The organism is Rhodococcus sp. BH4, from assembly GCF_002079265.1.
GTDB lineage: Bacteria > Actinomycetota > Actinomycetes > Mycobacteriales > Mycobacteriaceae > Rhodococcus_F > Rhodococcus_F qingshengii.
Genome location: NZ_CP014941.1, coordinates 604,335 through 618,182 on the forward strand (window position 1 = coordinate 604,335; position 13,848 = coordinate 618,182).

General features: G+C 62.6%; 10 protein-coding genes. 5 read left to right on the forward strand and 5 right to left on the reverse strand.

The annotated features are described in order from the left end of the window. Positions 1–121: 121 nt before the first annotated feature. The 4 genes from A0W34_RS02850 to A0W34_RS02865 all read right to left on the reverse strand — a co-directional run bounded on the left by A0W34_RS02850 (position 122) and on the right by A0W34_RS02865 (position 8,035). Positions 122–1,423 (reverse strand): M1 family metallopeptidase, encoded by a 1,302-nt coding sequence (locus A0W34_RS02850; protein WP_047269739.1) that lies wholly within the window; start codon positions 1,421–1,423, stop codon positions 122–124. Between the two features lie 11 nt (positions 1,424–1,434). After that, positions 1,435–5,328: a Pls/PosA family non-ribosomal peptide synthetase gene (locus tag A0W34_RS02855; RefSeq protein WP_081557281.1), complete on the reverse strand. Its 3,894-nt coding sequence runs from the start codon at positions 5,326–5,328 to the stop codon at positions 1,435–1,437. Positions 5,329–5,450: 122 nt separating this feature from the next. Beyond that, positions 5,451–7,304: a BCCT family transporter gene (locus A0W34_RS02860; protein WP_064688676.1), complete on the reverse strand. Its 1,854-nt coding sequence runs from the start codon at positions 7,302–7,304 to the stop codon at positions 5,451–5,453. A 428-nt stretch (positions 7,305–7,732) separates the two neighbouring features. Further along, positions 7,733–8,035, reverse strand: coding sequence for a ribosomal protein L7/L12 (locus A0W34_RS02865; protein WP_232329970.1), 303 nt, complete (start codon positions 8,033–8,035; stop codon positions 7,733–7,735). A 3-nt stretch (positions 8,036–8,038) separates the two neighbouring features. On the opposite strand from A0W34_RS02865, the gene A0W34_RS02870 reads away from it, so the two are divergent. Beyond that, positions 8,039–8,503 (forward strand): hypothetical protein, encoded by a 465-nt coding sequence (locus A0W34_RS02870; RefSeq protein ID WP_425328784.1) that lies wholly within the window; start codon positions 8,039–8,041, stop codon positions 8,501–8,503. Here the strand turns inward: A0W34_RS02870 and A0W34_RS33080 are convergent. Next, positions 8,491–8,631: a hypothetical protein gene (locus A0W34_RS33080; protein WP_003941170.1), complete on the reverse strand. Its 141-nt coding sequence runs from the start codon at positions 8,629–8,631 to the stop codon at positions 8,491–8,493. The genes A0W34_RS02870 and A0W34_RS33080 overlap by 13 nt on opposite strands. A gap of 244 nt (positions 8,632–8,875) precedes the next feature. Between A0W34_RS33080 and A0W34_RS02875 the strand changes: the two genes are divergently transcribed. The 4 genes from A0W34_RS02875 (at position 8,876) to A0W34_RS02890 (ending at position 13,842) form a co-directional block, all read left to right on the forward strand. After that, complete coding sequence (locus A0W34_RS02875; protein ID WP_081557282.1) at positions 8,876–9,607, forward strand: SDR family oxidoreductase; 732 nt, start codon at positions 8,876–8,878, stop codon at positions 9,605–9,607. A gap of 150 nt (positions 9,608–9,757) precedes the next feature. Next, positions 9,758–11,125, forward strand: a complete 1,368-nt coding sequence (locus A0W34_RS02880) for a purine-cytosine permease family protein (protein WP_081557283.1) — start codon at positions 9,758–9,760, stop codon at positions 11,123–11,125. A gap of 30 nt (positions 11,126–11,155) precedes the next feature. Next, on the forward strand, positions 11,156–12,736 hold the full coding sequence (locus A0W34_RS02885; protein WP_081557284.1) for a hydantoinase/oxoprolinase N-terminal domain-containing protein: 1,581 nt from the start codon (positions 11,156–11,158) through the stop codon (positions 12,734–12,736). Then, entirely contained in the window at positions 12,733–13,842 is a 1,110-nt protein-coding gene (locus A0W34_RS02890; RefSeq protein WP_050655919.1) for a DUF917 domain-containing protein, read from the forward strand. Before A0W34_RS02885 ends, A0W34_RS02890 begins: the two co-directional genes overlap by 4 nt. Positions 13,843–13,848: the final 6 nt, after the last annotated feature.

Below are 13,848 nucleotides of genomic sequence, written 5' to 3' on the forward strand. Positions count from 1 at the left end.
GCGTGCCCTGAGAATTGTGTTGTCGGGGTCGTCCCTCGGCCCACCTCTATAGTAAAGGTAAGACAAAGATAATCGGCGCATTCGGAATGTTTCGGCGTGGTGATATCGCGGTGAGAGAGCGTCAGAGACGGGGCAGGGAGCGCTGATTCAGCCATGCATCCCACAGTGGGCGCAATGGAGTGTCGGTGAAACGTGAAGCGAGATCGGTGAATTGCTCGGTACTGACCGTGCTGTGTCGATGCTTCGTGGTCCACTGACGGATCAGTTCGAAGAACTTCTCGTCTCCGAGAACGCCGCGCAGGGCGTGCAGAGTCAATGCGCCCCGCTTGTAGATTCGATCGTCGAACATCAGGGCAGGACCGGGATTGGCGACGATCAAGTCCTGAGATTTACGCCCGAGCCCTTGATAGGCGTTTGTCGCGAGTTGGTTCGAGGACGGGCCACCGGAATTCTCGGACCAGATCCACTCCGCGTAACAGGCAAAGCCTTCGTGCAGCCAGATGTCGCACCACTGCCCGAGAGTGAGGCTGTTGCCGAACCATTGATGGGCAAGCTCGTGTGCGACAAGACGTTCGGAACCGCGCCTGCCTGTGCAGTGGTTGGCTCCGAAGATCGAGAGTCCCTGCGCTTCGATGGGGATTTCGAGTTCGTCGTCGGTGACCACAGCGGTGTAGTCGGTAAAGGGATACGGTCCGAACAGCTTTCCGAAGACCTCCAACATCTGGGGTTGGCGCCCGAAGTCGACGTCGAACGCTGCTCGCAGCCGAGGTGGGTGAACGGCGAAGACCGGTACCGGCCCGGCGCTCACTTGTCGGTGCTCGTACTGACCGATCTGAATGGTTGCCAGGTAGGTTGCCATCGGTTCGGTCTGCTCGTAGACCCACGTCGTCTGACTCGCACGGGTCTGCTTGCGGATCAGCTTGCCGTTGGCGAGGGCATAGAACGGGGAATCGGTGGTGATCGAGATGCGGTACGACGCTTTGGAAATCGGATGGTCGTCGCACGGGAACCAGGACGCCGCGCCGTTGGGCTGACTTGCGACCAAAGTTCCTTCGTCGAGTTCCTCCCAGCCGACTTCGCCCCACAGGCTCTTGATCGGCTCGGGGTTGCCGCTGTACGCGATGGTGACCGACAGGGCACCGCCCGCGGGGATCTTGGTAGACGGCGTGAGGATCAGCTTGTTGTTCAAGTGCGCGTACTTGGTGCCGCGGGCACCGTTGACGGACACCTTGGACACCTGCAGGTTCTGCGCGAGGTCGAAGCTGAACTTGGATCGGCTCTCGGTGGTGACAGCGGTGATGACAGCTTTGCCGGCGAGACGGTTGCTGAAGACCTTGTACGTCAGTTCCAGTTCGTACCGGGACACGCGGTACCCGCGGTTGCCGTTGAGCGGCAGGTACGGATCGATCGGCTCCTCGAGCATTCGGTTCGGCTTCACGACGCCACCCACGGTGCAATCGGGTTGCCCTGCCAGCGGGTGGAGGGCGGAACGGTGTCACCTCGCATCACCAGAGATGCAGGCCCTACCGTCGCTCCCGCGCGGATGCCGGCTGCGGGTAGCGCGACACAGTGCGGTCCCAGCGTTGCTCCTGCTCCCAAAGTGACGGTGTCCATGGACATGATCCGATCATGGAAGAGATGAGTTTGCACGACGCACCCCCGTTCCACTGTCGCTCCGTCGCCCAAAGTCACAAGATCTGCCTCGGGTAGCCAGTACGACTCACACCAAACGCCCTTACCGATCTTGGCCCCGAGTCCACGCAAGAAGATGTTCAGTACGGCCGTACCAGTCGCCGCGCGAGCGAACCACGGCGCCGCGACGGTCTCGACGAAGGCGTCGGCTACCTCGTTTCGCCAGACGAACGAACTCCACAGCGGATGCTCGACCTTGGCGATGCGTCCGACGACGATCCACTTGGCGGCGATGGTGATCGCGCCCGCCACTGCTCCGGCGACGAGCAGAATTACGCCGCTCAGCAGAGCCGCGAACCAGAATCCGACTGCGCCGACCAGTGCTTCGAGTGCAAACAGAACACCGAGACCGATGCCGAACGTGACCATGACGGGGATCAGTCGGCAGGTTTCGACCACTCCGCGGGCGATCTTGAGGCGCATGGGCGGATTGAACGTGCGGGCGGCGTCGGTGTCTCCGGCAGCCCTTCTCAGACGTACCGGTGGACTACCCAGCCACGATGATCCGGACTTGGCCTTGGACGGGGTAGCCGACAGAACCGCCACCAGACCGTTCTTGGGGACGCGTCGACCGGGGGCGGTCATACCGGAGTTGCCGAGGAACGCGCGCTTGCCGATCTTCGCCTGTTCGATGTGCATCCAGCCGCCGCCGAGGCCGTAGCTCGCAACCATGGTGTCGTCAGCGAGGAATGCACCGTCGGCGACCGTCGTGAACTTGGGAAGGAGGAGCACGGTGGATGCTTCGACGTTCTTGCCGATCTTGGCGCCGAGAAGGCGGAGCCATCCCGGCGTCAGCAGGCTCGCGTAGAGCGGGAAGAGGAAGGTTCTGGCCGAGTCGAGCAGGCGTTCGGTCGCCCACACCTGCCAGCCGATGCGGCTGCGGACAGGGTGGTAACCGGGGGTCAGCCCGATCGAGAGAAGACGAACGGCCACAAGGGTGACGACTGCGAAGACGAGCAAACTCAGGATGGTCGCGACGGGAAGCATGATCAGCGATTGGAGCACTGCGCTCGCGAGCGTGTCGGTGTCGCGAATCCACCAACCGATCAATGCGATCCCGGCCATCAGCGCGAAGATCGGCATACCGGCCAGGAAGACCGAGGTGACGCCGTATACCGGCACCCAGCCGGGTGCACGCTTCGGATGTTCGGCAGGCCAAGGATGATTCGCTTTCCCGACCTTGGTGGCGGGGGAGCCGGCCCACTGCTGGTTTGCCTTCACTCGGCCGAACACCGCAGATCCGGGTTCGACGACGGCGTCGCGACCGATACGCGCGCCGGGCAGAAGCGTCGAGCGTGAACCGACGGAGGCGCCGTCACCGATCTTGATCTCGCCGATGTGAATGACGTCGCCGTCGATCCAGTGGCCGGAGAGGTCGACTTCGGGTTCGACGGAGCAGCCGTCACCGAGTTCGAGCATGCCGGTGATGGGAGGAAGGGTGTGGAGATCGACGCCGCTGCCGATGTCGGCGCCGAGGGCGCGGGCGTAGTAGAGCATCCACGGTGCGCCCGAAAGGTTGGCTGCGCCACTGGCTTCGGTGAGTCGCAGCGCTATCCACAGACGCAGGTGTTCACTACCGCCTCGGGGATACGTGCCCGGTTCCAGCTTGCGCAGGAGCAGGCGCGCTCCGACGACAGCGATGGTCATGCGCCCGATCGGCGTGATGAACACGATGAATGCCAACAGGATCCACCACCACGAGACCGTGGGCGCCCAGCTGACGTCGACGAACCAGCCGAGGACGTTGTTCGCGATCGCCAGCCACGTCACCCACTGCAGTCCGGTGAGCGTCGTGAGCGGAACGGTGACGGCGATCTGCGCCAGCTGAGTTTTCAAGGGTGTCGGAGCGACGATGCGCGGCTCCACAGTTTCGGTGGGTGCCAATTCGTCGAGATATTCGGCGAGCGATCCCAACCGCGGATGGTCGTAGAGTTGTGCGACGGTCACTTCTGGGAACCGCTCGCGCAGGGCGGTCACCAACTGAGCAGCAGAGAGGGATCCGCCGCCCACTTCGAAGAAGTCGTCGTCGAGTCCGGTGATCTGGGCTCCCAGGATCGATCCCCACAGGCCGGCAACCCAGGCAGCGGTGCCGTCGAGGCCCAACGCGGCCCCGGCATCTTCACCGGCGCCGGGCAACGGCCACGGCAGCGCATTGCGGTCGACCTTGCCTGACGTACGCGTCGGAAGTTCGTCCATCAACGCCAGACGCGGCACGAGGGCTGCTGGTAGCTGCTCGCTGAGCAGTGCATGAGCGGCCTTGAGATCGAAGTCGGGATCCGTGCTGGCGATGTATCCGACGAGGAGTTGATTGCCGGCTGCAGTCTTCTTCACGGCTGCGGCAGCGCCGCTCACGCCCGGCAGGTTCTGCAAGGCGTTGTCGACCTCACCGAGTTCGATGCGCCTGCCGCCGAGCTTGACCTGATCGTCCGCGCGGCCCTGGAACATCAGGCCGGTGGTCTCGAGCCGGACCAGGTCGCCGCTTCGGTAGGCGCGTTCCCACCCGAGCGAGGGCATCGACGCGTACTTCTCGGCGTCCTTCGCGGGATCGAGGTAGCGGGCGAGGCCGACGCCGCCGATCACCAGCTCGCCCACCTCACCGACCGCGACGGGATTGCTCTGGGCGTCCACGACGGCGAGGTCCCAGCCGTCGAGGGGGAGGCCGATGCTGACGGGGCTCTTGCCGTCCATCAGTGCGCCGCAGGCGACGACGGTTGCCTCGGTGGGGCCGTAAGTGTTCCAGACCTCGCGGCCCTCGACGGCCAGGCGTTCGGCCAGTTCGGGTGGGCAGGCTTCGCCGCCGAAGATCAGCAGTCGAACGGCTTCGAGGGCCTCGGCCGGCCACAGAGACGCAAGCGTCGGCACAGTGGAGACGATGCTGACGTCACGCGAGACCAGCCACGGGCCGAGGTCCATGCCGCTGCGAACCAGTGAACGAGGCGCCGGGACGAGGCAGGCGCCGTGACGCCACGCGAGCCACATCTCCTCGCAGGACGCGTCGAATGCCACGGACAGCCCCGCGAGGACGCGGTCACCAGGCCCGATGGGCTCGTCCTGGAGGAACATGCGCGCCTCGGCGTCGACGAACGCCGCGGCATTGAGGTGAGTGACCGCGACGCCTTTGGGGGTGCCGGTGGATCCTGAGGTGAAGATGATCCAGGCGTCGTCCTCGGGTTCGGGTTCGCGAACCGGTGGATGTTCGAGCCGCTTCGGCGCCGTCCCCGGCTGGATTCCGTCGCCGGTGATGATTGCCGCTACCTGCGCCTCGCCGAACACCAACTCGGCGCGCTCTTCCGGATCGTCGGCGTCGACGGGAACGTAGGCGGCGCCCGCCGCGAGGATCGACAGGATCGCCACGTACAGCGAACGCGAACCTGACGGCATCCTGATTCCGACGCGGTCACCTGCGCCGACGCCGGCATCACCGAGCCAGCGCGCACCGAGCTCGATCTCGTCGAGCAACTCCGAGTACGACAGTGTGGTGTCGCCGTCGTCGATGGCAGGTGCTTCCGGGTTGGCCTCGGCTGAGGCCCGCACGATGTCGATGAGCGTGCGCGGCGCAGGTGCATGCGCCGACCGTAGGAATACGGACGGAATCCCGAAAGATTGTTCCGTCTCCGACTGCGACTGGAGTGGCAAACCCGTTGGTCCTGTTCTACTCACGAAACTTAGAGTCCTGCGAACTGTCGAGTTGAAAGTCTCATGACAAGTTTGCGAGTTGGTGAACAGATATGCCTAATGCAACATGCCGAACGTGCCGGTCAGTCCGTACTGGCAGCTTGCGCGTGGCCTTCTGCCGAGTCGGCGAACTCGGGTGTGTCGAACACCTCTCCGCCCAGCGGATCGACGACCTTCGATTCCTCGGAGAAGTCGACGGCGCCGGTATCCGGGTCGATGTTGACCGCATGGGCGGGAACTTCGTGGACCGCGACGAGCATGTGGGCGTCGGAGGGATCCGTCATGATTCCGCTTTGTGACGGGGTCAGCCCGGCGAAGGTCGACGAGATCTTCAGATCGCGGAGCCGCTTTTCGGTGGGTTGCGGAACGTCGGTCGATGCCGAGGCATTTGTAGAAACCCGCAGGTAGCGTGGTGCCGACGCGACCTCGTATCGGAATGCCTTCAGCATCGACAGACATGCCAGCACCATGATGACCGAGAACGGTACCGCCGTGGCGATGGCAACGGTTTGCAGCGCCGTGAGCGATCCACTGCCACCCACGATGAGGAGAACTGCGGCCGCGGCACCGGAGAGGAACGTCCAGTAGACACGCGTGATCTTGGAGGTCTCCAAGCTGCCACCGGTCGCGAGGATGTCGATGACGATCGAGCCGGAGTCCGCGGACGTGACGAAGAAGAACACGATCACGACGATCGCGAGAACACTCGAAATCGTTCCGAGCGGAAGTCCGTCGAGAAGCGTGAACAACGACGTGTTGGTGTCCACTGCGCCGGATGCGTCGAGCATCGTGCCCTCGTTGCGCTGACGCAGAATGCCGGAGTTACCGAAGATCGTGAACCACAACGAACCGACCAGCGTCGGGGCCAGCAGCACACCGAAGACGAATTCGCGGATGGTGCGGCCGCGTGAGATGCGCGCGATGAACATGCCGACGAACGGTGCCCAGCTCATCCACCAACCCCAGTAGAAGATGGTCCATGCGCCCTGCCAGCCGTCTTCGGCGAACGGGGACGTACGCAGCATCAGTTCGGGCAAGGCCTGGACGTATCCGCCGAGGTTCTGCACCCACGACTGCATGAGGAACAGCGTCGGTCCCAGAATCAGGACGAACAGTGCCAGCGCGGCAGCGAGCATCATGTTGATGTTGGAGAGCCACTTGAGGCCCTTCGTGACACCGGAGACGACCGAGAAGGTCGCCATGCCCGTCACGATGACGATGATGGTGATGACCAACCAGTTGTCGGTCTCCACCCAGCCGAGGTAGTCGAGGCCGGCCGAGATCTGCTGGACACCGAAGCCCAGCGACGTCGCGACACCGAACAGCGTGCCGACGATGGCGACGACGTCGATGGCGTGGCCGATCTTTCCTTCGATGCGAGCCCGTCCGAGGAGCGGCTCGAGCAACCAACGGATCGAGAGCGGACGACCCTTGCGGTAGGTCATGTACGCCAGACCGAGGCCGACGACGACGTAGATCGCCCATGCATGAAGGCCCCAGTGGAACAGCGTCAGTTCCATTGCTTGATTGGCTGCGGCGTCCGTGGATCCGGCGATCTGCCCGGCGACGGGTGGGGTCACGTAGTGCGAAAGTGGTTCGGCTACTCCGTAGAACACGAGCCCGATGCCCATGCCGGCGCTGAAGAGCATCGCGAACCACGAGAGCATCCCGAACTCGGGCTGCTCGTCGTCACGTCCCAATCGGATGTTGCCGATGCGGCTGATTCCGCAGTACAGCGCAAAGATCACGAAACCGGTGGCCGAGAGGATGTACCACCAGCCGACGCCGTCGCTGATCACGTTGTTGAGTGTTTCGAAAGCGTCCGCGGCTGTTCCCGCATAGATCACGGCAAAGGCGATCAGGGCAAAGATCACTATCGACGCGGGGATGAACACGGGTTTCCGTAGTTCACGCCACGCAGTTTTGGCCGCAGTCATTCCACTCCTCGAACGTTCAGGCATTCACAGCGCCCATACGGGCAGCCACGTGTCACGCGTAGGTGGGCGTTGCGCTCACACCATCGCAGGTCAAGACCGGGCTATTGCTTTGAAATTCAACGTAACGTCAAGTTTCGGTCAACTCAACTGGACGAAAGATGCTGCACTGTCGCGAAAGTTCTCACTGGATACCGTAGTTCCGGTTGTAAATCGTTGGGTAATAGTGGCATTGGGCCATGAGTGGAATGCTGAACGGCGAATTCGATTGGTACGGTGAGTTGAATCGGTCGAGTCGACGCTCACCGATTGACCACATTTGTCAAACTCGGCGAAACAGCCTGTCTGTCAGGTGGTTAACTCCTGGTGTGCTTGCCCGATCGTGGCGGTCAGGTGTCGATACCTAACTGTGATTGTGATGGTCGCAACTATCAGTGATGCGGGCCCTGTTCGCCCCGCTGAGCGTCGATCAGATCCATCGCATCCTTCAGACCCAAGCCCGGATGCAGTTCGCGTAGTGCCTTGATTGCCGGAATGCGGTCGTCTGTCGACGCGAGTGCGCTACGGACGTCGTCGGCGGGTATTTCGGTGGGGGCAGTCGTCCCTTCCCACCACACCGACTGAGGTTTGTTCCTGTTTCGCCAGGCTTGGACGGTGCCGTAGGCAAATCCGGCCGTCGCGAAAAGCCAGATTGCCAGGCGAACCCAATTACCGGTTGTCGGTTCCGTGGTCACTGTATGGATGGTGCTCGGACCGATTACGACTACGAGCAGGACGAGGCCAATCGTCTGCCACCATCGCTCGACGCGCCTGCTCGGATTCCACCACTCGGCCATCGATCGATACTCGCACAGGGCTGCTGTTTCGGTGCGACGATGGAGATCATGGAGATTCGTGATGCGGTGGAGCGACTTCGGGCGGATTCCGGGACCTCGATGATCTTCGGAGAACCGCACCAGACCAGCGACGGATCGACGATCATCACGGTTTCGCGTCTACACCGGCGGTGGCGCCGCGACCCGATACCGGTGCCAGTGGGAGTGTTCTCGATCCACGAGGGTGAGCCGTCGTGGTCACCGGCCGTCGATCACACCAGGGCGGCTTTGATGGGGGAGTTCATCGGGTTGGCGGCCGCAGTGATCGCAACTCTGGCCGTTCTACGTCGACCGCCCTGGCCTGATGTGACGATTCAGAAGGGGTGACCCAGAATTACGCCGATCAGTTGGAACGGCATCGCGAGGAACATCGATCCGACGTAGAGCGGATAGCGAATCGGATCGCCGGCGAGGTAACCCTCGGCGAGCCAGGCCATGACGTCTGCTGATCCCATAGTCGTTACTTCCCTTCGCTGTTGTGGTTCACCGACATTTTCGGTCGTGGGAGTTGTTTTGTTACAAGCGAACTCGAAGGAGGAGTACATGTGAAGGCAGTTTCGACGCAGCAAACGTCGTCAAGCGAGATCCCCGGGGGCGGTGTCCTCTACCAGCTAAGTCTCGATACTTAGCACTGTTCCGTAGTGAAATCTGTGCGTTCTGCACATGTCGGGACAATTCGGTGAGCCCTACAGTCGCTGCATGACAACGACACCTTCTCCTCTCTCAGGCAAGACCGTCGTACTGATCGGCGGCGGAACAGGCATCGGGCTGCGAGTGGCGCAGCTTGCCGTCGACGCCGGCGCGCAGGTAGTTCTCGGTGGCCGAACCGCATCCAAGCTCGAAGCAGCGGCCGCGCAGCTGGGTGAGGCTGCGCACTGGTTCACCGTCGACACCTCCGACGACGACTCGGTGAAAGAGTTCTTCACCAACATCCCCAGCGTCGATGCTCTCTTCACCACGGCTGCCGATTACCAGGTCGGCTCGTTCCGTGAACAGAGCGTCGAGGAAGCGGCGTCGCCGTTCACCTCCAAGTTCTGGGGGCAGTACCGCGTCGTGCACGCTGCGCTCGACAAGCTGACACCCACCGCATCGGTGGTCCTCATGTCCGGCGCTGCCAGTGTGCGGCCACCCGCAGCTGCCGCGGCATACGTTGCAGCCAACGCGGCAATCGAGGGGCTCGGGCGGGGGCTGGCGGTCGAACTGTCGCCGATCCGCGTCAACACTGTCGCTCCCGGAACCATCGACGGGCATCTGTGGGCTCAGCGCCCGGCGGAGGTTCGGGAGGCCGCGTTCACCTGGAGTGCCGAGAACAACGTGCTCGGCCGCGTCGGGAACGAAGACGAGATTGCACAAGCGGTGTTCTATCTCTTCGCCAACACGTACACAACGGGTTCCACGCTGTACCCCGACGGCGGGTACGCGTTGCGTTAGACCCGTGCCATTTGGCGACTGTGTGAAATGACGACTGTGCGAGATGCATTGTCGTAACACGAAGAAACGCCAATTCGCCCATAGGCGTGACCCCTGCCACATTCGTACCGTCTTCTCCGAGAACACTTCCAACTATTCGAGGAGTCCGTCATGAAAAACACGTCAGCGACCGCCGCCGGCGGTGAAGTGCCCGACGGTGACGACTACGCGCTCACCCGCGTTCCCGACGAAGCACGATATTCGTGGTTCTCGGTGGCAGTACAGCGATTCGGTCAGGTATCGGCACTCGCACAGTTCTTGCTCGGTGCGACGCTCGGCTACGGTATGACGTTCTGGAATGCCTTCTGGGCATTGACAGTCGGGGCGGTGATTCTCGAGGTCGTCTGTATTTTCATCGGCATCATCGGGGTTCGTGAAGGGCTCAACACATCGGTGGTCGCACGCTGGTGTGGATTCGGGCACGCAGGTTCCGCGGTGATCGGTTTGGTGATCGGGGTCAGCCTGATCGGTTGGTTCGGCATTCAATCTGCTGTCTCTGCATCAGGTTTGCACGGAATCATGCCGTTTCTGCCGCAGTGGGCGTGGGCTTTGGCCTTCGGTCTCCTGATCACCGCGATAGTCCTTCGCGGGTTCGGATCCATGCAACTGATCGCCAACATCACCGTTCCGCTGTTCCTGATCCTGGTCGGTTGGGCCGTCATCGCCGAACTGCGTAATCACTCGCTGTCAGATCTGATGGCATCTGCTCCAGCCGGGCCGGAGCTCAGCTTCCTCGCCGGAACTACCATCGTCGCAGGCGGTTTCATTGCCGGAGCAGTGATCACACCTGACATGACGCGCTTCAACCGCACGGCAGGCGATGTCGTGAAGCAGACGCTCGTCGGAATAACGTTGGGCGAATACGTGATCGGGCTGACCGGTGTTCTCCTTGCCCATGCCGTTCGCAGTTCCGACATTGCCACGATCATTCTCTCGTCGGTCGGTTGGGTCGGCGTTCTGATCATCGTTCTCGGCACCTTCAAGATCAACGACTGGAACCTGTACAGCTCGGGGCTCGGCGTCGTGAACTTCATCGACGTCGTGTTCGGTCGACGGATCAATCGCGCAGTTGTCACAGCAGTTGTCGGCATCACCGGTTCGGTCCTCGCGGCTGCCGGAATCCTGAACTCGTTCACCGACTTCCTGATCCTGTTGGGCGTCGGATTCCCGCCGATCGCCGGGATCATGGTGGCGGAATACTTCATCGTCAAGACATGGCGCAAGGATCTGGAGGAGAGTCGAGCTGCGGGTACCCTCCCGAACTCGGCACCCACTTGGGTACCGGCCACGCTGGTGATCTGGATCGTCTCGGCGCTGATCGGTCATTACAGCACCTTCGGCCTGCCGTCGATCAACGCGGTGGCCTCGGCCTTCGTTCTCTACGTCGTCGCGGGTCGACTCGGCCTGATTCGCGGAGTCGGACGCACCGCCACCGAAGCGCCGCAAGAGACTTCGGGAAAATCTGCGCTCACGCACTAGCACGGCACACACTGTAGAAGGGAGTTCGCGATGCGAATCGGAATCGACGTCGGTGGTACGAACACCGACGCGGTCCTGATGGACGGGACCACCGTCATCGGGCATGTCAAACACTCGACCAGCAAGGACATCACCGGCGGAATCGGCGGAGCTCTGACGGCGCTGCAGCAGCAGTACTCGTTCTCTCCCAGCGCTGTTCAAGCAGTGATGATCGGCACGACGCACTTTCTCAACGCTCTCATCGAGCAACGCGGACTTGCACCGACAGCGGCTCTGCGATTGGGGCTTCCGGCGACCGCGGCGCTTCCTCCGATGGTGGGGTGGCCGCGAGACCTGGTCTCCGCTGTGCAAGGAAGGCACTACCTCGCTCACGGTGGGCACGAGTTCGACGGTCGTCGTATTTCGCCGCTGGACCCCGACGAGATTCGCCGCCATGCCGCCGATATGGCTCGCAGCGGTACTCGTTCGGTCGCAATATCTTCGGTGTTCTCTCCGGTCAATCTCGAATGCGAAGCGGCCGCCGCGGAGATCGTGCGTGAGGAACTCGGCCCGGACGTCGCAATTTCGCTCTCGCACGAGATCGGTCGAGTGGGTCTACTCCAGCGGGAGAACGCGACCATCATCAATGCTGCGCTGCGCGAGCTCGCCGATCACATCGTCGACGGTCTTGCCCGATCTTTGGTCGAGCACGGCATTGTCGCGCCGCTGTACCTGAGCCAGAACGACGGAACCTTGATGGACATCGAGTACGCGAGGCGTTATCCGGTGGCGACTTTCGCATCGGGACCGACCAACTCCATGCGAGGCGCCGCTGTGCTGTCCGGTCTGGCCAGCTGTGCGGTGATCGACATCGGAGGTACCACTACCGACGTGGGCGTATTGACCAACGGTTTCCCGCGAGAAGCCACCACGGAGGTGACGGTCGCCGGGGTACGGACCAATTTCCGTATGCCGGACGTCTTCTCGATCGGTATCGGTGGTGGTTCGCTGGTGGAAGCAGACGGACTCACAGTCGGACCCGAATCTGTGGGATACGAATTGGGTTCACGGGCACTCGTATTCGGCGGTGACACGTTGACGGCCACCGACATAGCCGTCGCGGCAGGCTTGGCCGACGTCGGAGATCGCAGTGCGGTGGCGCACCTCGACCGCGGCCTGGTGTCGACGGCACTCGACCGGATCTCGCGCCGAGTCGCCGACGCCGTGGAACAGATGCGGACCACGTCGGATCCACTTCCCGTTGTGGCGGTTGGCGGGGGATCGGTACTGCTGGAGCGTGAACTCCCGGGCCTGGGAACGGTGATTCGTCCTGTGCGCTTCGATGTTGCCAATGCGATCGGCGCTGCGATCGCGCAGGTCAGTGGTGAGGTAGATCGAGTCGAAGCGGTGCGGGACGGGCACCGGCAGGTTTTTGCCGACGATGCTCGCCAGGAGGCGATCGATCGGGCAGTCGCCGCAGGCGCACGGCCCGAGTCGGTGCAGATCGTGGAGTTCGACGAAGTCCCCATTCCGTATCTGCCGGGCAACGCAACACGTATTCGAGTGAAGGCAGTCGGTGACTTGGCACTGCACAGTGGTTTGGTCTCCACCGGTCAGGAGGGCTCACGATGAGTTGGACACTACGAACGGCGGATCTCGACGACCTCGCCAGGGGCGCAGCCTTGTTGGGCACCGGCGGCGGGGGAGATCCGTTCGTCGGCAAGATGTTGGTCACGCAGGCGCTCGGTGAGGCCGGTGAAATCACAATTCTCGATCCGGAGGAGCTTGACGACGACGCGTGGGTGATTCCCGTCGCGCAGATGGGTGCCCCGACCGTCGTGGTCGAAAAGATGCCGCGCGGAACCGAACCCGAGCTGGCGCTGATCACGTTGGAGAAGCACACGGGTCGAACTGCAGATGCCACGATGCCGATGGAGTGCGGCGGAATCAATTCGATGATTCCGTTGCTGGTGGCCGCACGGCGCGGCCTGCCGGTTGTCGACGCCGACGGGATGGGGCGAGCCTTTCCTCAGCTCGAGATGGAAACCTTCTCGGTGTACGGGATTTCGGCGAGTCCGCTCGCCATGGCGAACGAGCACGACGAGGTGGCGATCTTCGACACCGGAAGTGACAACAGCAGATTGGAGGGCCTCGCCCGCGGGGTGACGTCGAGGTTCGGTGGGATGGCGCACATCGCGCAGTACTCGATGACGGGTGCAGATGTGAAGCGGACGGCGATCCCACGGACTCTGTCGTTGGCCATGACCATCGGCCGGTCCATCAGACTTTCACGTGAGCAGCGGGTGGACCCGGTGCAGGCGCTTGTCGACAGTCTCGCCGACACGCTCTACGGATACGGGCGAGTTCTCTTTCACGGCAAGGTGATCGATGTCGACAGGCGAACCGATGAGGGGTTCGCTCGCGGTTCGGTGCGTATCGCCGGCGTCGGAGACGAAGAGCTGGAAGTTCAGTTCCAGAACGAAAATCTGATCGCCGTCCAATCCGGAGTGATGGTGGCGATCGTGCCAGACCTGATCTGCATCGTCGAGGCCGATACCGCCGAACCCATCACCACCGAGGGCTTGCGGTACGGGCAGCGCGTTGCGGTCATCGGGATCGCGACCCCACCCATCATGAGAACCCCGGAGGCACTGGCGGTCTTCGGCCCGGCTAGCTTCGGGCTCGATCGCCCGTTCCTGCCGGTGGAGACACTCGAGCAACCTGTACTGGCAGAATAGCGAGCC